Below are 17,832 nucleotides of genomic sequence, written 5' to 3' on the forward strand. Positions count from 1 at the left end.
TAAATCCGGAAGGGCCCGATATCGGAGAACTCGATCTCCTCTCCGTTGTCGTCCCGCACCTTCTTGCAGCGGATGCGGACCCCGTCCTTCTTGTCCACCTGCCGCGCGTGCAGATCGTGGTCCTCCGTCACCGAGTACACCTTGACCGGCACGTTGACCAGACCTAACGAGACCTCGCCCTTCCAGATCGATCGCAGGCGTGGGCCGACAAAAGCGGGCCGGGGCAACCGGGCGGACTACCCCCGGGTTCACGCTCCGTAGCCTAAATCCGTGAGACCACGCTCCCGCCGCCGCAGCAGCATCATGGCGCTTGCCCTTGCCTTGCTCTCAGGGCTGCTGGCGACTGGGTTAACTGCGGCGCAGGCCGTGCTCTTCCCGCAGGTCGACTCTCCAGGGCCCGTCGACGCGATCGTGGTGGTCGCCGGCGCGAATGATGATCGCTACGTCTACGCCCGTCACCTCGCCGAGAACGGAGTGGCCAACCACATACTTGTTTCCCGGCCGCCCAGCGCCTCCGACCGCTACGACGCCGCTATCGGCTCCTACTGTGCCTCCACGCCGGTGTTCGCCCGCGGCGGTCGTCAGATCAACGTCGAGTGCTTTTCCCCCGACGTTGACACCACCGAGGGCGAAACTACCGCCGTAACGCGCATTGCACGACAGCGCGGGTACGACTCGCTCCTCGTGGTGACCTACTGGGGGCACGTTTCGCGGGTCCGTATCTACTTCGAACAGTGCTTTGACGGACCTGTCTATGTTACGGACACGCCCCGTCCAACTCAGATTTCCCGGCGTCACGCCCTCCTCCACGAGACCGGCGGCTACTTCAAGGCATTCCTCAAGCCGGCCTGCTGAACCGCGCTGTTGGCCCGGCAACGACAATCCGCCCTAGGGCCAGACCGGTTGATCGGAGGCGACCCCGGTGGTGCCATCGGAAGGGACACACCGCCTCACTTCAGAAGGAGTGTCCGACATGTCATCCGAGTCCACCACCACGACCGACCACGACGAGATCCGTAAGTGGGTCGAGAGCAACAACGGCAAGCCCGCCTGCGTCCGCGATACCGGCAAGGGCGACGACCCCGGCGTCCTGCGTTTCGACTTCCCCGGCGGCGCCGGCGACGAATCGCTTGCGCAGATCAGCTGGGACGAGTGGTTCGAGAAGTTCGACTCGCAGGGGCTCGCCCTGCTGTACCAGGAGAAGAAGGCCAGCGGAGAAGGCAGCACCTTCTTCAAGCTCGTCAACCGCTGACCCACCACAGGGTCCGGCGCTGGCGCTCCACGGGGGTGAACCGCCAGCGGCCGCGGAAGGGGGGTCAGCGACCGCCGGCGATTCCATCGCACGACGCGCGGGTCGCGACCGGGGATGGTCCGCGTGTTCCGCGCGACGCGGCGGGGTCGGCGAGATGAGGGGGGATCATGTTTCGCCAACGAGGCCCACTATAGGAACGGCCGCGCCAGTTCACAAGCGTCAGTTATACGGAGCAAGGCTAAGTGTTTCATTGTCCGCTGTTTCGACGGTCCGAGACGCGGACAGCGACCAGCGGTGTCGCCCGGGCGCAGCGTTCCCGACCTCGGCCGACACTTCTCGCCATAAGCGTGAAATCCTCGAGGGCATGTCGGGTCCTCACCACTCCCCCTGGGCACGACCGCCCGCAGACGACCAGCCCGCCGGGCCGGCGCCGCACCGCCACCCCGCTCCCCCGCAGGGATGGCCGCAGAACGCGGCCGCGGCGTGTGCGGTGACGCAGCGCAACACTCTCGGAATCGTCGCGGTGGTGCTCGCCGGGCTCGGCATCCTCCTGGCGTGCGTGCCCGGCATCATGCCGCTCGGCTGGATCGTGCTGCTGATCGCGTTCGTCCTGAGCCTGGTCGCCGTCACCTCCACCCACAAGCGCACCGGCGTCGCGATCGCGGGCATCGGCGCCTCCCTCGGCGGGGTGCTCGTCGCCGCGCTCGCCTTTGTCGTGGCGACCGGCGTCTCCCCCACCTCGGTGCTGACCGACGACGACGAGGTGGTCGCCTCGGGCCAGGCCGGCGGCAGCACCGCGGCCGGCGGTGCAACGGGGAGCCGCGAGGACCCCGCCGCGCCCGGCGACACCGTCAGCGTGGGCGACTGGGAGATCGTCATGAACTCCTTCGACCGCGACGCCACCGAGCAGGTGATGGGCACCAATCGCTTCAACGACCCGCCGCCCGCCGGCAGCGAGTGGGCCCTGGTCGACCTCACCGCCACCTATGTCGGCGACAAGCTGGGTTCCACGACCCTCATCGGCGTCTCGTCCGTGACCAAGGACGGCACGGTCATCCAGTGGTACGACCACGTCGCCGTCGTCCCCCACGCCCTGAACGGCGAGCTGTACCCCGGCGGCACCGCCACCGGCAAGGTAGGAATAGCTATACCTGTCGACGACGACGAGGGCCTCCTCCGCCTGGGGACCCACGGTCACGCCGAGCTCGTGCGTGTCGAGGCGGGCTGACCCCGTCTTGGAAAGCGCATGACCACCTGGACCACTCGAGCAGAGACCGACGCCGACATCGCCGCGATCCGCGACATCATCCTGCGCGCCTTTCCCACTGCCGCCGAGGCCGACCTCGTCGACGCCCTCCGCGCTGACCCGGCCGCGTGGATCGACGGGCTGTCGGTGATCGCCGCGACCGCCGACGGACGTCCGGTGGGCCACGCGCTACTCACCCGCTGCCACGTCGGGGGCGAGCCGGCCCTCGCGCTGGCGCCGTGCTCGGTGCTGCCCGAGTTCCAGCGCACCGGCGCCGGCTCGGCCGCCACCCGCGCGGCCCTGGCCTCGGCTCGGGCGATGGGCGAGCAACTCGTCGTGGTGCTGGGCCATGCCAGCTACTACCCGCGATTCGGCTTCCGCCGCGCCTCCAGCTTCGGTATCCGCGCGTCGTTCGACGTCCCCGACGAGGCGTTGATGGCCCTGCCCCTCGACGACTCCTCTGCCGTCCCGGGCGGCGTCATCCGCTATCCCGCGGCGTTCGGGGTGTGACCGCGTGCGCAGTCACGGTGACCGCGGGGCCGTGAGGGGGGCGTGACCTCGTCGTCGTAGGCTTGTCGACCACGTCTGCGACCGCGAACCTACGCCAGGAGCTCGACGCCGCCCGGGATCGGTTCGAGCAGTACCGCGTCTCCGTGAGTGCGGCGTTCGACGATCGGCCCGCGGGCGAGCTGTCCCGGGCCGTCGAGGCGGTGCTGCCGGATCTGGCGTTCCATGAGGGGCAGGCGGTCGCGGCGGCCGTGGCGCTGGATCGGTTGGAAGCCGGCGCCGATCTGGCCGCGGTGATCCGGGCGCTGGATCTGCTGCTCCTTGAGCAGCAGGCCGCGCGGCGCAGCCGGGACTTCCTGGCCGGCGTGGCCCGGGTTCTCGCCAATGTGAGGCGGCGCGAGGCGGGTTAGTCGGGTGGTCGGGCGCGGGGCACGGGCTTGTCGGCCGGAGGGCGACCGCACGCACCGGCGGCCGATCGGGCAGGCGGGGGCGGCCGCGCGCACCCTGGCGGCACGACCGGAGACAATGGGTGCATGGCATCCCCGGATCAGCGCGCACAGTTCGAGCTCCTCGCCCCTCTCCTGGCCCGCGAAGGCGTCGATGTGTGGACCGCGTCCGTCGCCGACCTCGACGCCGGGATGGAGCGCGCCAAGCAGCGCCACTCCGCTGCGGTCGGCCGGGTCCGCGCTGTCCTGGACGCCCACGCCCGCGACGACATCTCCGCCGCCGGCGCCCTTCTCGAGGAGCTGGAGCTGAGCGCCGAGACCACTCCCCCGCCGATCCCCGACGCGCTGACCGTGGCGACGCGCTTAGCCCAGCTCGCCCAGACGCTGGCGCCGCAGCTACCGGCGGACGTCATCGGCGCGGTTCGGGACAAGGCACGTGTGGCCGACGTTCCGGAGGGCATGGCCGAGCTGTGCGCGACGGTCCTGCTCGACTGCGACGCTGCCACCGGCATCCGCACCGTGGTCCGCGAACACGGGCCGGCGTCCGCCCTCTACGCCGCCGCGGCCATGACAGCGGCGGTCTTCAGCCGGTGGGCCGCACACACCGGGGACACGATGGACACGGTCGTCAGCGCGCACGCCTGAGCGGCGGGCGCGCGTGGCAACGGTCAATCGCCTGCCACTCCCGGCTCGCAGAGTGGTCGCAAAGGCCGCTTTCCGGCCGGCCATGCGTCCTGGGAAAACGTGGGCGGGTTCGACCGCTCGGCGGGCCCCGCCAGGCCAACTTCACCGCCCTAATCTGCCGCGGCCATTTTGGCGGGCCCCTTTGTCGCTGCAGTCTTCTCGGCCGGCGTCTTCCCTGCCGAGCTGCTCGCGCTCATCGGGCTGGCGGCCTCACTGGCGGAGCCGGTGCGCTCGTCGTCGTTGTCGTCGTTCTCTATACGCCCCGGCGCTCCGCGCCCAGGTAGGCCAGCACCGCCACCACCTGGGCGCGTGGCCGTGAGTAGCGTCGGCTCCTCCTCCGGCGAAGTGCGGCGAGTGGTTGGCCGGGATCTCCTGACTCACCGCCCCGCGGGCGACCGCGGGGCGGTAGCGGGCGGGATCGACCGAGCCGACGGTCGGCGGGGTTGGAGGGGTGGCCATGGCGACCAGCTTGCCCCTCACGAGCGGAGAGTTGCACCGGTCCGAGGCTCACCGAGTGGGCGAAAACGCAGCCGTTCCGGCGACGCGTCCTGGGAAAACGTGGGCGGGTGTGACCGCGCGATGGGACTGCTACACGGTGGGCGCGGTCAGGCCGACTTCTTGGCCGGCGTCTTGCGGGCCGTCGACTTCTTCGCCGGGGCCTTCTTGGCCGTGGACTTTGAGGCTGTCGACTTCTTAGCCGTGCTCGAGCCGGAGCTGCCGGAGTCTGACTTGGAGGACGTCGACTTCTTGGCAATCGACTTCTTTGCCGCGGCCTTTTTGGCGGGCGCCTTCTTCGCCGCAGTCTTCTTGGCCGGAGTCTTCTTTGCCGAGCTACTCCCGCTCTTCTTGCTGGCGGTCTTCTTGGCGGAGCCGGAGTCCTCGTCGTCGTCGCTCTCGTCGTCCTGGTCGTCGGCGTCGTCCGCCTTGCCGCCCCGGTCCTTCACACTCGCCCGCAGAGCCGCGAGGAGGTCGGCCACCTCGTCGTCGCCGTCATCGTCGCCCGAGGTGTCCTTCTCCTCCACCGTGAACGCCTCTCCCCCGGCCGCCTTGGCCTCGATGAGTTCCTTGAGCTGGAGCTGGTAGTCGTCCTCGTACTTCTCCGGCTCGAAATCCGCCGCCATCGTCTCGATCAGCGACGCCGCCATCTTGACCTCCTGCGGCCGGACCTTGGCCTCCTTGTCCAGGCCCTCCAGGATCGCCGGGCGGATCTCATCAGGCCACAGCAACGTCTGCAGCATCAGGATGTCCTTGTACACCCGCAGCGCGCATAGGCGGGTCCGGTTGCGGAGCGTGAACGTGCAGATCGCCAGGCGATCAGTGGACTCCAGCGCCTCGCGCATCAGCACGTACGCCCGGTTCGAGCGAGACGCCGGCTCCAGGAAATAGGCGTTGTCGAAGGCCACCGGATCCACCTGGTCCGCCGGGACGAACTCCGTCACCTCGATCTCGTGGGACTGCTCCACCGGCAGACTCGCTAGGTCCTCCTTGGTGAGGATGACCATCTCGCCGTCCTCGGACTCGTACGCCTTGGCGATGTCGGAGAACTCGACCTCCTCGCCGTTGTCGTCACGCACCTTCTTGTAGCGGATGCGCACGCCATCCTTCTTATCGACCTGCCGCGCGTGCAGATCGTGGTCCTCCGTCGCCGAATACACCTTGACCGGCACGTTCACCAGACCAAAGGAGACCTCGCCCTTCCAGATGGATCGCATGGGATGAGTATGCGACAGACGGGGGCTCGTGGCAGCCGGACGCCGGTGCCCACGGTCGCTGTCACTTGGACCTACCTGTCGGACAAAGGTGACAGATGTAACACCAGGATGGTGCGGATGCGATGTTCTCAGTGTTCCTTTAAGCTCTTACTTAGCTTTCGGCCGACAACATTCGCGGAGACCACCATGAAGTCCTACCTCAAGCCAGCCGGCGTGCTCGCCAGCGTGCTACTCATCCCCGCCCTGGTACCTGCGGTGTCCACCGCGGCCACGATGCCCGTCACCTCCACGAAGTCCTTCGACATCACCTGCGAAGTAACGCCCTCCGCCTCCATCGTCGACCCGCTCACGGTGACGACGGAGGCAGCGATTCAGGTCACCGCTCCGGAATCGGTCGAGACCGGAGAGGTCTTCACCGTGGACCTCCAGGTCGACGGTGTCACCGTCCCGACATCGTTCGAGGGGATCAGCGCGACCGACGTCTCGCGGATCAAGCTTGACCTCGACGTACCCGACAACGCCGAGTTCATCAGCGCCCAGATTCTCGACCCAGGCTCGTTCACGGCGGGCGTGGCACCGAGCATCATCCGGATCGATGAGAACGGTGTCCCATCGACAACCGGTGACTACCTCCGACTGTCGGGGGCCAACCAGACCATCGGCAACGGGCCGAACGTGTCACGGACCTCCCCCGCGGGAATGGCGGTTCGGCCGTCCGGCGGCGACGAAACCACACTGAGTTTCCCCCGACTTCGGCTCGTGCTCGAGGCCGGTGAGCCGGGCGTCGTCGAGCCGGGCATCCGCACCGATGGACAAGCCGGCGTGTTCGGCTCGGACGAGTCGTTCGTCAGCCTTCTCGCCCGCGCCAACGCGCCGATCATCGGAACCGTCTCAGCTCCGGTGACCTGTCAGCCGCGCAGCTCGGCAACGGCCCCACTCAACGAGGGCGCGGGACCGCTCACGACTATCGACGTGCTCGAGCCCGGCCCGGTCGACCCCGGCTCCGTGATCACACGCCTCGAGGGCCCCGGCTCGACCGACGTCGGCCAGTCGGCGTCCTTCGCCGCGAATGTCGGGGTCGCGGAGGACGAAGACACCATCGCCGATGTCGACGGCGGCTCCATCCAGTTCTTTGCCGACGGCGCCCCCATCGGCGCCCCTCGGCCGGTCGTCCGCGGGATCGCACGCCTCGACGTGACCTTCAACGTGCCGGGCACGAAGCTCGTCACCGCCGAATACACCGACGCAGACGGGAACAGCGCCCCGCTCTCCAACACCCACGTACTCGCGGTCATCGGATCCGACCCAGAACCCACTGACCCCGTCGAGCCGGCTCCGGCCGAGCCCACCGGCGGCTCCCTGTCCTCCATCTTCGGCAGCCTGTCCGCCTCCTGACACCGACCCCACCTGAAGGAGCCCACCGATGACGTCTCGTCGCTTCGGTACCGCGCTTGCACTCCCCGTGCTCACTGCCGGTCTTCTCGCCACCCTCTCCCCCACCGCTACGGCGCAGGAAGCACAACCCCGCCAGGTACCGGTGACACATTCCTGCGTCGGGGTGCCCTACCCGAACCCGAATGAGGTCCTCCAGGACCCCCCGAGCTGGATCCCAAGTTGGGCGGTTGGCGCCCTCCGGCCTCTCATCTCGACCACCACGTTCAACACGAGCGAGATCTCGGACTCCGTCACGGTGACGGCTCCCGAGCGCGTCGAGCCGGAAACGGAATTCACCGTCCGACTCCAGCCGGGCGCCATGATGCGGGACCGCGAGGTCTCCCGACTCAATTACGACTTCCGAGTCCCAGCCGGTGCCACGCTCGTCGGTTCCCGCATCGTCCCCGGCACCGCACAAGGCCTCACCGGCAGTCCAACGTTGACTCGCATCAACGCCGCCGGCCAACCCTCGTCGACGGGCGAGTTCCTCAGGGTGTCTGCTGGCAACCTCACTGTTCACAACCGACCGGCATGGGACCGGACACTGAACAACGGCGGCGGCTGGGGCGAGGGGCTTCGCACCGGCGCCAATCAGCAGTTCCGCTTACCCGCCATCGAACTGACCCTGACCGGTGTAGACGGTGCCACCGTGACCACCGGCCTGCGCACCGGCCCCGTCGCTCCCGCTGCTGGGCAGGACATAAGCACCGGATTCCTCACGGAGTACAACACATACTCGGTCGGAGCCTTCGGGGTGAACTTGACGGCAACCGTGGGCCACGCGAACTACTGCTCGGCCACTGGTCTGGGCCGACAGGCGCTGTCCACCACGAAGGTCCACTCGACTTACCAGACCGACACCGAGATCGAAGTCCAGCTGGAAGCGCTCACCGGTGACGATGTCCGCGTTTCCGCAGAGGTGACCCCGAACCCCGGACGCGGTGTGGTCGAGTTCTACGACGGGGACACCCTCATCGGTCGGTCCGCCGTGGGCGAGGACGGTACCGCCGAGCTCGTGTGGAAGTTCCGCGACCCCGGCATGCATCCCGTCACCGCCCGCTATGTCGGAGACGACGAGTACCTGTCGTCCGAATCCGACGCACGGACCGTCGAGGTCACCGTCCCGGGCGAGGTCGTCGTGGAGCCCGAGCCGGAGGAGCCGGTCGACCCCGTCTTCCCCGAGCCCGAGCCCGCTCTGCTCGGCAGTCTCACCGGCAGTCTCGGCAGCTGACGCCCGCTCCATACCCATCCCCAGAACCCAGGAGTCACGTATGATCCCCACACCCACGGGCACACTGAACACGCCCCGGCAGACCTTCGCGTGGTGGACGCGCGCCACCCTCATAGTGACAGCTGTCCTCGCCCTCATGATCGGTGTTGTGCCGGGCATCGGCCCGAACACGGCAGAGGCCGGTACGGCCACGCTCGGCAACTTCCGCACCACCGTCACGGTGAACCATGCGCAGAGTGACCTCCGACCCGGCGGATATGTCCGGTACGACATCACAGCGTTGAACACTCAAGCCCGGGACACGGTCACTCGGCCAGTGTCGTGGCTCCCGCCCGTTACGACCCCCAATTACACGGCGCTTCTCTTGTACGGCATCGACGCCCCAAACGGGCTGACCTACCGCAGTTCGGGCGGAGCACTCTACTCCCCGGGGAACTGGGAGCAGGGCGGCAACTTCGTCGGTGGGCTCTCCGCAAACCTCAGCGGCATCAACGGCATCGGCGACCTGCTCCGTAATGTCGGTGACCTGGGCCCGTCATTCGTACGGGGTCAGGATTCTCGTGCAGGGTGGGTCTCCTTCAACATTCCCGCCAACGCTCAAGGCGGGACCGTCTACCGGGCGGGGGCCCGTCTTATCGAGTCGCGCATCTTCCCGTCGCCGTCAGGTCCCGCAACTCGGACATCCGCCAATATCGAGTCGTTCAGCCTCGGCGCGGTCAACTCGCAAACCCAGGTGTCCGTCCCGCCGACGGTTGCTCGCGTGGGCCAGCCGGTCGACCTCACCGCTACGGTCTCCGCCGCCGCCGGCTCCAACACTCCGGCCGGCACGATGACTTTCGCTGCAGATGGCCAGAGTGAGACCGTTCCGGTCATCAACGGAGTCGCGAACACCACCATGACGTTCGAGACGACCGGCCCCAAGCCGGTCACAGTGACCTTCACCCCGACGAACACAACCCAGTGGCAGGCGTCGTCGGGCACCGGGACAGTCCAGGTCGAGGCCGAAGCAACTGAGACGAACCTCGAGCTCGACGCCGTGGACGTCATCTCGGGTGACACCATCTCGGCGACCGCCACCGTGACTCCGACCGACGCCGCCGGCGAGGTCCAGTTCACCGTCGGCGACCAGTCGCAGACGGTACCCGTCACCGGCGGGTCCGCCAGCGCGCAGTTCACGCTCGACGTCCCGGAGAACGCCACCGTTACCGCGACGTTCGTTCCCGAGAACCCGCAGCGCTACACCACCTCCTCCGACACGGAGGGAGTCTCGGTGAGCAGTGAGCAGACCGAGACCGCCGTCGAGGTCACCCCGGAGATTGCCCGCGTGGGCGAAGACTCGACCCTGCGGGCGAACGTCACTCCCGCTGATGCTGCCGGCACGGTGACCTTCACGGTCGAAGGCGAGACCTACACTGTCGACGTCGCCGACGGAGAGGCCACCGCTGTCCACCAGTTCGGTGCCACCGGTGAGGTCCCGGTGACCGCCCAGTACACGCCAACCGACAGCAACCGGTACGCATCCAGCGCCGGCCAGACCACGGCGAACGTCCAAACGGAAGCGACCGAGACAAACCTCGAGCTTGATGCGGTCGAGGTCATCTCCGGAGACACGCTCTCGGCGACCGCGCGGGTCGCTCCGGCAGATGCCGTGGGCGACGTCGAGTTCGTCGTCGACGGTCAGACCCAGACGATTCCGCTCGTTGCCGGTGTCGCCACCGCTGAGTTCACGCTCGATGCGCCCAGCGAGGCGACCGTGACCGCCACCTTCGTACCGGCCAACCCGGACCGGTACACCACCAGCTCGGACAGCGAGAGCGTCTCCGTGACCACGGAGACCACGCAGCTGGCGATCGCGGTGGGCGACGCCGTCGTCCTGGACGAGCCCACCGCGCTCACCGCCACCGTCGCCCCGGCCGGCGCGGAGGGGACCGTCACGTTCACTATCGACGGGCAGGACTACGTCGTGGACGTGGTCGACGGTGTGGCCGTTGTCGAGCACACCTTCACCGAGTACGGCGAGTACCCGGTGACTGCGGTATTCACACCGACGGACTCCAATCGGTACTGGTCCAGTGAGGTCGAGACGACCATCGTCATCGACCCGATGACTGGCTCGCTCGACCTGGGCTCGCTCGCCATTGGAGGCGGCTCGGCGGACTGGTTCGCAACACTCGATCTGGGCAGCCTGAACGCCCTCGCCGGTAGCGCCGCTCAGCTCCCCAACTGACAGCGGCACAACGCGCGGCAGACGCCGTCGACCCTCCCGGGTCGGCGGCGTTATCCGTTTAGCGCCGCGAGCAATACACGTCGGTGCCGGTGGTTGCGATGCGCGTGGGGTGCCGGCGCTCGGTCTCTGTCAGCGTATCGCCCATGCGCTCACGGCTGGATTTCACACCGGCCCGGGCGCCCACGTGGTGTCCGGGCCGGACCGCATTTTCCGGGAAATGCGGTCGTTGTCGTTGTCGTCGTGATCACCCCCTGCACACCACCAATCTCGCAAGCGGCGCACCGCCACTGGAAAGCTGTCCCCATGCCCGCCGACGTCGGTCCCCTCCTCCTGCTCGTGGCGGCGGCGTCCGTCATCCTGGGCACGGTCCTGCAGCGGGTCAGCGGGATGGGCGTCGGGCTCGTGGTCTCGCCGACATTGGCGCTGCTGCTGGGGCCCGTCGCCGGAGTGCTGCTGACCAACATCACGACCACCGTATCCGCGGCCCTCATCGCGATCACGCTGTGGCGTGACATCGACTGGCGCCGCTATCTCCACCTGGCACCGCTGATCGTCGTGGGGTCCGTGCCCGGCGCCCTCCTCGTGGGCGCTGCCGACCGCAGCTGGCTCGAGGTGGTGATCGGCGCTGCTCTGCTGGGCACCCTCGTCTTCACAGCACTCGTGCGCATCCCGCAGGTGGGCGGCCGGTGGCCGGCTACCGTGGCCGGCACGGCCGGAGGATTCCTCAACACCGCGGTGGGCGTGGCCGCGCCCGCGATGCTGGTCTACGCGCAGGCGACGGGCTGGAACCAGCGGTCCTTCGCCGCCACCCTGCAGCCGATCTTCTTCACCATGGGCGCGACCTCCGTCATCACCAAGGTCGGCCTCGGTGCCGCCCCGATCTCCGGGTTGCCGCCGATCGGCGTGATCGGGCTGGTGGTGGCGATGGTTCCGATCGGCATTCTCCTGGGCGGCATGGTGGCCACGCGAGTGTCCGCGACGGTGGGGCGACGGGTCGCCGTCGTCGTCGTCACCCTCGGGGCTCTCACCCTCCTAGGACGAGGGATCGGGGGGTTGGCCGGGGTCCTCTGAACGGTGGGCCGGCCTCGCCGTGACGGCCGATGCGCCGCGGGCCTGTTCGCGCCGAGGGGACACAATGGGGCCATGGCATCCCCGGAACAGCGCGCACAGTACGAACGATTCGCCCCGCTCCTGGTCCGAGAAGGCGTCGATGTACAGACCGCGACCGTCGCCGACCTCCAGGCCGGGATGCAACGCGCGCAGCAGCGCCACAAGGCCGCCGTCGATCAGGTCCGGGCGGTTCTTTACGCCCACGAACGGGGCGACACCTCGGCCGCCGGCGAGCTCCTCGAGGCCCTCGAGCTGACCGCCGACGCCTCGCCCCCGCCGATCCCCGACGCCCTGACCGTGGCCTCCCGCTTCGCGCAGCTCGCCCAGTCGGTGGCGCCGGAGCTGCCCGCCGCCGTCATCGCCACGGTTCGCGACAGCGCACGGCTTCCCGACGCCCCGGACGGCATGGCCGGCCTGTGCGATGCGGTCCTGCTCGACTGCGACGCAACCGCAGGCATGCGCACCGCGATCAGCGAGCACGGGCTGGCCTCCGCCCTCTACGCGGCCGCCGCCATGACCAGCGCGGCGTTCAGCCTGTGGTCGAAGCAGTCCGGGGAGTCGATGGACGAGCTCATCGGTAGCCACGCCTGACCGGCGACGTGGCCACGCGGGTGTCGGTGACGGTGGGGCGACGGGTCGCCGTCGTCGTCGTCACCCTCGGGGCTCTCACCCTTCTGGGGCGAGGGACCGCGGGCCCGGCCGGAATGTTCCACACAGGCGCGTGGTTACTCGGCGGGGAAGCAGTCACTCGTACCACCAATCCAGCGGAGCCGTCCGGACTCACGGGGCCCGCGGGAAAGAGGAACAATGACCGTCTCAACCAGCACCGTCCGCGCCGTCGGAGTGACGACCTACGGGGGCCCCGACGCCCTGCAGGTCGTCGACGTCCCCGCCCAGGAACTCGGGCCGACCGAGGTTCGCGTCCGCGTCACGGCCGCCACCGTGAACCCCACCGACACCTACACGCGCAACGGTTCCCGTTCGAAGACCGGAACCCCGCGCGGGACAGCAGACGTCCCGGGCATGGACATCGCGGGAACGCTCGTCGAGATCGGCGAGAACGCGCAGACCTCCCTCTCGGTCGGCGACCGGGTCATGGGGATCGTGGTGCCCCGCGACGAGCACGGTGCGTACCGCGAGGACATCGTCCTGCCCTCACAGTCGATCGCCGCCGCGCCCCGCGATGCCGACGACGTCGCCGCGTCGACGCTTCCGATGAACGGGCTCACCGCCCGGCGCGCTCTCGACCTGCTGGGGTTGAAGCCCGGTGAGGTGCTCGCGGTCACCGGAGCGGCCGGATCGACCGGTGGGTACGTGGTGCAGCTGGCCAAGCATGCCGGCCTCGTGGTGGTGGCCGATGCGTCCGAGTCTGACGAGGAGCTGGTGCGGTCGCTCGGCGCCGACCAGATCGTGCGGCGGGGCGAGGGCGTCGCCGACCGCATCCTCGAGCTCTACCCCGACGGTGTGGACGGACTCTTCGACGGAGCCGTGCAGGACGCCGCCGTGCTCCCCGCGGTCAAGACCGGCGGCGCGGTCGCGACGGTGCGCTGGTACCAGGGCGACGGCAGCCGCGACCTCAAGGTCCATGCCGTGAGCGTTGCGGATATGGCCGAGGAGCAGGGCAAGCTTGACGAGCTACGGCAGCTGGCGGAAGACGGCGTCGCCACTCTCCGCGTTGCCGACAGCTACGCGCCCGAGGACGCGTGGCGCGCCCACGAGCGGCTTGAAGCCGGCGGGACGCGGGGGCGGTTGGTCATCGACTTCACGCGGTGATGGTGGGGGCGCAGCGTGGGCCCGTCGCGAGCCGGTTTCGGTCGCGGGCCGGCGTCGTCAGTCGTACCGTTCTCCCGCCGACCTCTCGCCGGCAGCGCCAACAGCTCCGATCGGTCAGCAACACCGCCGAGCCCCTCAGCGGAGTGCGAAGCCTGCTTGCCTCACCATAGCTGTACGCTCCCCGGAAAAAATTCGTACCGTACACTTTGCGAACGCCCACCAGCAATTTCACCACCAAGTCGAACGGTTCGATTACTTCTTCCCACGCGTACACATTGGAGCGACATGGCACGAGGCCGACCATCGCGTTCAGACATCTACACCCGCCTCGACACCCAGATCGCCGAACTCTGGCAGCGTCTCGGGGGACTACCGAGTCCCGCCGAGGCAGCGGACATCTGGACCGACATCTGGACAGAGGAGGCCCATCATTCGACGGCGATCGAAGGCAACACGCTCATTGGCCGCGAGGTCGAGCAACTGCTGAAAGAGGGACGAGCCGTCGGAGGGAAGCAATTGCGGGAGTACATGGAGGTCCGCGGGTACGCCGATGCCTCGGAATGGGTGTACAAGCAGGGAATTCAACCAGAGAGCTTCGACCCCGAGCGGGCCATAACACTGACGGAAATCCGCAACATCCACCACCGGGTCATGCAGCCAGTGTGGGATGTCGAGCCGCACCCCGAGGCGACCCCGGCAGAGGGGCCCGGCTCGTTCCGGCAGCACGAAATCGCCACTTTTCCGGGCGGGATGAAGCCACCGAGCTGGCCTATGGTGCCCGCCGAGATCGACAGCTGGCTCGAGCGGGTAAGCGCACTCAAACCCCGCACCCCCACGTTCGCTGAGGATATCGCCTCACTCCATCGCGATTTCGAATACATCCACCCCTTCCTGGACGGAAACGGGCGGACGGGCCGCCTGGTCCTCAACCTGATGCTTGTTCGGCTGGGCTACCCGCCCGCGATTATCTACAAGAACGACAGGTCGCGTTACCTGCGGGCGTTGCAACGAGCCGACGGCGGCGATGGTGGGGCTTTGGGGGAATTCATCGCCAGAGCAATTCTGGACAACCTCTACAAGTTCATCGTTCCAGCGATCGCCGGGCCCGCGCGGATCGTCCCGCTCGCTGCACTCGCGACACCCGAGGTGTCGGCCAGCGCCCTACGAACCGCCGCCAACCGAGGAACTTTGCAGGCGACCAGAGGGGCCGACGGACAATGGCGTTCCAGTGCCAAGTGGGTCGAGGACTACCTGACGAGTCGCTACAAGCGGCAATGACACCGAGCCCCGACAATGTGAACTGAGCCTCTAGCAGCGGGCGGGCCGGTCGCTGATGTCCGACCCGAGTGCCAGAGTGGACCCATGGCGAGCAAGGGGACCAAAGAGTCGGTCGAGGTCGACGGGCGGACCATCCGGTTCACCCACGCCGACAAGGTGCTCTACGAGGCCACCGGCACCACCAAGGCCGATGTGCTGGAGTACTACCTGGCCGTCGCCCCGCTGCTCATGACGTACGCGGGGCGGCGGCCGGTGACGCGCAAGCGGTGGCCCGACGGCACCAACGCCGACTCGTTCTTCGAGAAGAACCTCCCCTCCCACGCGCCCGACTGGGTGCCGCGCGTGGCGATCGAGCACTCCTCGCGGTCCGTCCGCTACCCGGTGCTGGACTCCCCCGCCACGCTCGCGTGGTTCGCCCAGCAGGCCGCGCTCGAGCTGCACGTGCCGCAGTGGACCCTGGAAAATGACGAGCCGGGGCGGACACGACGGATAGTGATCGACCTCGATCCGGGCGAGGACGTGGATCTGGATACGACGGCGAAGGTGGCCCTCCGCGTCCGCGACCTGCTGTCCGAGGCGGGACTCGATTCCTTCCCGGTGACCTCCGGGTCCAAGGGCATCCACCTCTACGCCCGGCTGGACAAGGCCGTCACCGCCGCCAGCGCTTCCAAGGTCGCCAAGCAGATCGCGCAGTCGCTCGCCAAGCAGACCCCCGACCTGGTCACCGCCACCATGAAGCGCTCCATCCGCGAGGGCAAGGTGTTTGTCGACTGGAGTCAGAACAGCGGCGCCAAGACCACCGTCGCGCCGTACTCCCTGCGTGGGCGGGCCGAACCGTGGGTCGCCGCTCCCCGCTCGTGGGAGGAACTCGGCGACGGCGGGCTCGCGCACCTGCACTGGGATGAGGTCCTCAAGAGCCTGGACTCCGCCGGCGACCTCCTCGACGGGCTCGAGGGGCCGGCCACAAAGAAGCCCACCAAGAAGAAGTCGACCTCCTCCACCGGTTCGGCATCGCGGGCGAAGAAATCGGGGGGCAGCAAGAAGAGCTCGTCGTCGTCGTCCGATGACGAGGACCCCGAGCGCTCCGACACCGGCTCGACCGACGCCGCTCACTCCACAGACGTGGAGGGCTGCGACGCCGAGCCCACCAGCGAGGACGCGGTGGTCACCAGCCTGGCCGAGTACCGGCGTAAGCGGGACCGTCGGAAGACGCCGGAGCCGTTCGACGGTGAGGTCGAGACCGATCGCGACGACGTCGACGGGCCGATCTTCGTCATTCAGGAGCACCACGCCCGCCGACTGCACTTCGACCTGCGGCTCGAGCACCACGGGGTGCTGGCGTCGTGGGCCGTGCCCAAGAACCTGCCGACCGAGCCCAAGGACCGGCGGCTGGCCGTCAACACCGAGGACCACCCGCTCGGTTACGAGACGTTCGAGGGCACCATCCCCAAGGGCGAATACGGCGCCGGCCACATGACCATCTGGGATCGCGGCTGGTACGAGTGCGAGAAATGGCGCGAGGACGAGATCATCGTGTGGCTGCACGGCGACAAGGTCTCCGGCCGCTTCGTGCTCGTGCGCACCAGCGCGGAGAAGAACCAGTGGATCGTGCAATACATGAAGGACCAGTCGCCGGACTCGTTCTACGGGGGGCGCGACAACCCCAAGTCGTCGTATCCCGAGGGCGATAAGCGGGCGCGGTCGGGCGGCCCGTCGTCCGGCGGCTCGGGGGGCGCGGCGTCCCGGGGCTCGTCCCGCGACCCGGACAGCGCCGACCGCCCCGACGCTCCCCCGCTGCCGATGATCCCCACCGCCGCCACGGTGACCGAGCTGCCCGACGACAAGTGGGCGTTCGAGGGCAAGTGGGACGGCTACCGGGTGACCATCGCGACCAGTGGCGCCGGCGGGCAGGCGCGCCTGGTCAGCCGCAACGGCAACTCGATGGACTGGCTGACCGACGGCTTCCCCGGGCTCGCCGATGCGCTCGAGCGGCCCGCGGTGCTCGACGCCGAGCTGGTCATCCTGGGCTCCGACGGCGTCCCGGACTTCGCGTCACTGGCCAAGCAGGCCGCGGCCGAGGGGCAGGATTCGTCGCTCCCAGCGGTCGAGCTGTTTGTCTTTGACGTGCTGGAGGTGGACGGCGTGGACCTGCGGACGCAGGCCTGGGAGCGGCGGCGCGAGGTACTGGACCTGCTCACCCCGGCGCTGACCAGCGTGGACCGGGTGCACGTGCCCGAGGTGCTCGACGGCCCCGGCGACCGCGCGCTGGCCGAGGCGGAGGACGCCGGCTGGGAGGGCATCGTCGCCAAGCGCCGGGACTCGCGCTACGAGTCGGGCCGGCGATCCAAGGCGTGGCTCAAAGAGAAGCTGCTCACCACGACCGAGGCCGTGGTGGGCGGCTGGCGGCCGGGCAAGGGCGGGCGCTCCGGATCACTGGGCTCGCTGCTGCTGGGCCTGCCAACCGAGACCGGACTGACCTACATCGGCCGCGTGGGCACCGGCTTCACCGACAAGCAGGCCCGCGCGCTGCTCGAGGAGCTCGAGCCGCTCAAGCGCAAGACCAGTCCGTTCGTTGAGCAACTGCCCGCCGACGCCCGCCGCGACGCCATCTGGGTCCTGCCCAAGCTCGTGGTGGAGGTGCGCCACCAGGGCTTCACAGACGACGGCCACATGCGCCAGTCCTCCTGGCGCGATATCCGCCGCGACAAGCTGCCCGGGGATCTGTAGGCACCGGTGCGCACCCTACGGCGGCTCTCACCGGCCGCCCGGTACTGACGGGGGCTCCCGCTGAGCCCTACCTAAGGGCGGGGAGCGCTACCGCTCCGTCGCGCTCGTTCCGCACGCTCCAGATCCGTCAATCAGGACGAGCGTCCAGACTGGTCTGTTCACCCCCGCGAAAGCCGAGGACCGCCTCAGATGCGGTGCAAATTAA

The 17,832-nt window shown here is 68.7% G+C and carries 16 protein-coding genes; 14 read left to right on the forward strand and 2 right to left on the reverse strand.

Annotated elements, in window-relative coordinates; all coding sequences use genetic code 11:
• Positions 1–197 (reverse strand): Ku protein (locus AYO52_RS18815; RefSeq protein ID WP_371517259.1); only part of this gene is annotated, 197 nt, incomplete at its 3' end.
• A gap of 73 nt (positions 198–270) precedes the next feature.
• Here AYO52_RS18815 and AYO52_RS03835 point away from each other — a divergent pair.
• The 6 genes from AYO52_RS03835 (at position 271) to AYO52_RS03860 (ending at position 4,096) form a co-directional block, all read left to right on the forward strand.
• Positions 271–855: a YdcF family protein gene (locus AYO52_RS03835; protein ID WP_253701847.1), complete on the forward strand. Its 585-nt coding sequence runs from the start codon at positions 271–273 to the stop codon at positions 853–855.
• Positions 856–973: 118 nt separating this feature from the next.
• Complete coding sequence (locus tag AYO52_RS03840; RefSeq protein WP_067713474.1) at positions 974–1,252, forward strand: hypothetical protein; 279 nt, start codon at positions 974–976, stop codon at positions 1,250–1,252.
• 364 nt (positions 1,253–1,616) lie between these two features.
• Positions 1,617–2,480 carry a hypothetical protein gene (locus AYO52_RS03845; RefSeq protein WP_156523517.1) on the forward strand — a complete coding sequence of 288 codons (864 nt, stop codon included), beginning with the start codon at positions 1,617–1,619 and terminating at the stop codon, positions 2,478–2,480.
• An 18-nt stretch (positions 2,481–2,498) separates the two neighbouring features.
• A complete protein-coding gene (locus AYO52_RS03850) occupies positions 2,499–3,008 on the forward strand; it encodes a GNAT family N-acetyltransferase (protein WP_067713479.1) in 510 nt (169 codons plus the stop codon).
• A 62-nt stretch (positions 3,009–3,070) separates the two neighbouring features.
• Positions 3,071–3,415, forward strand: coding sequence for a hypothetical protein (locus AYO52_RS03855; protein ID WP_067713481.1), 345 nt, complete (start codon positions 3,071–3,073; stop codon positions 3,413–3,415).
• Positions 3,416–3,538: 123 nt separating this feature from the next.
• A complete protein-coding gene (locus AYO52_RS03860; RefSeq protein ID WP_067713484.1) occupies positions 3,539–4,096 on the forward strand; it encodes a hypothetical protein in 558 nt (185 codons plus the stop codon).
• Positions 4,097–4,740: 644 nt separating this feature from the next.
• On the opposite strand, the gene AYO52_RS03865 is transcribed toward AYO52_RS03860, so the two are convergent.
• Complete coding sequence (locus tag AYO52_RS03865) at positions 4,741–5,847, reverse strand: Ku protein (protein ID WP_067713486.1); 1,107 nt, start codon at positions 5,845–5,847, stop codon at positions 4,741–4,743.
• 186 nt (positions 5,848–6,033) lie between these two features.
• Here AYO52_RS03865 and AYO52_RS03870 point away from each other — a divergent pair, with 186 nt between their 5' ends.
• The 8 genes from AYO52_RS03870 to AYO52_RS03905 all read left to right on the forward strand — a co-directional run bounded on the left by AYO52_RS03870 (position 6,034) and on the right by AYO52_RS03905 (position 17,627).
• Positions 6,034–7,242 (forward strand): Ig-like domain-containing protein, encoded by a 1,209-nt coding sequence (locus AYO52_RS03870; RefSeq protein WP_067713489.1) that lies wholly within the window; start codon positions 6,034–6,036, stop codon positions 7,240–7,242.
• Positions 7,243–7,270: 28 nt separating this feature from the next.
• Positions 7,271–8,512, forward strand: coding sequence for an Ig-like domain-containing protein (locus AYO52_RS03875; protein WP_082923746.1), 1,242 nt, complete (start codon positions 7,271–7,273; stop codon positions 8,510–8,512).
• Positions 8,513–8,552: 40 nt separating this feature from the next.
• Positions 8,553–10,739 (forward strand): Ig-like domain repeat protein, encoded by a 2,187-nt coding sequence (locus AYO52_RS03880; RefSeq protein WP_067713495.1) that lies wholly within the window; start codon positions 8,553–8,555, stop codon positions 10,737–10,739.
• A 303-nt stretch (positions 10,740–11,042) separates the two neighbouring features.
• Complete coding sequence (locus tag AYO52_RS03885) at positions 11,043–11,810, forward strand: sulfite exporter TauE/SafE family protein (RefSeq protein WP_067713497.1); 768 nt, start codon at positions 11,043–11,045, stop codon at positions 11,808–11,810.
• A 72-nt stretch (positions 11,811–11,882) separates the two neighbouring features.
• Positions 11,883–12,440 carry a hypothetical protein gene (locus AYO52_RS03890; protein WP_253701850.1) on the forward strand — a complete coding sequence of 186 codons (558 nt, stop codon included), beginning with the start codon at positions 11,883–11,885 and terminating at the stop codon, positions 12,438–12,440.
• Between the two features lie 216 nt (positions 12,441–12,656).
• Positions 12,657–13,622, forward strand: coding sequence for an NADP-dependent oxidoreductase (locus AYO52_RS03895; protein WP_067713504.1), 966 nt, complete (start codon positions 12,657–12,659; stop codon positions 13,620–13,622).
• 285 nt (positions 13,623–13,907) lie between these two features.
• Positions 13,908–14,900, forward strand: a complete 993-nt coding sequence (locus AYO52_RS03900; protein WP_067713507.1) for a Fic family protein — start codon at positions 13,908–13,910, stop codon at positions 14,898–14,900.
• 84 nt (positions 14,901–14,984) lie between these two features.
• Positions 14,985–17,627, forward strand: coding sequence for an ATP-dependent DNA ligase (locus tag AYO52_RS03905; protein WP_067713511.1), 2,643 nt, complete (start codon positions 14,985–14,987; stop codon positions 17,625–17,627).
• Positions 17,628–17,832: the final 205 nt, after the last annotated feature.

Origin of the sequence: Dietzia sp. 111N12-1, assembly GCF_001658045.1 — a bacterium.
Classification (GTDB): domain Bacteria; phylum Actinomycetota; class Actinomycetes; order Mycobacteriales; family Mycobacteriaceae; genus Dietzia; species Dietzia kunjamensis.

Coding starts and splice junctions, on each gene's coding strand:
- AYO52_RS03845 (WP_156523517.1), top strand. CDS start 1,617: ATGTCGGGTCCTCACCACTCCCCCTGGGCACGACCGCCCGCAGACGAC.
- AYO52_RS03905 (WP_067713511.1), top strand. CDS start 14,985: ATGGCGAGCAAGGGGACCAAAGAGTCGGTCGAGGTCGACGGGCGGACC.
- AYO52_RS03850 (WP_067713479.1), top strand. CDS start 2,499: ATGACCACCTGGACCACTCGAGCAGAGACCGACGCCGACATCGCCGCG.
- AYO52_RS03860 (WP_067713484.1), top strand. CDS start 3,539: ATGGCATCCCCGGATCAGCGCGCACAGTTCGAGCTCCTCGCCCCTCTC.
- AYO52_RS03870 (WP_067713489.1), top strand. CDS start 6,034: ATGAAGTCCTACCTCAAGCCAGCCGGCGTGCTCGCCAGCGTGCTACTC.
- AYO52_RS03900 (WP_067713507.1), top strand. CDS start 13,908: ATGGCACGAGGCCGACCATCGCGTTCAGACATCTACACCCGCCTCGAC.
- AYO52_RS03875 (WP_082923746.1), top strand. CDS start 7,271: ATGACGTCTCGTCGCTTCGGTACCGCGCTTGCACTCCCCGTGCTCACT.
- AYO52_RS03840 (WP_067713474.1), top strand. CDS start 974: ATGTCATCCGAGTCCACCACCACGACCGACCACGACGAGATCCGTAAG.
- AYO52_RS03890 (WP_253701850.1), top strand. CDS start 11,883: ATGGCATCCCCGGAACAGCGCGCACAGTACGAACGATTCGCCCCGCTC.
- AYO52_RS03885 (WP_067713497.1), top strand. CDS start 11,043: ATGCCCGCCGACGTCGGTCCCCTCCTCCTGCTCGTGGCGGCGGCGTCC.
- AYO52_RS03895 (WP_067713504.1), top strand. CDS start 12,657: ATGACCGTCTCAACCAGCACCGTCCGCGCCGTCGGAGTGACGACCTAC.
- AYO52_RS03865 (WP_067713486.1), bottom strand. CDS start 5,847: ATGCGATCCATCTGGAAGGGCGAGGTCTCCTTTGGTCTGGTGAACGTG.
- AYO52_RS03880 (WP_067713495.1), top strand. CDS start 8,553: ATGATCCCCACACCCACGGGCACACTGAACACGCCCCGGCAGACCTTC.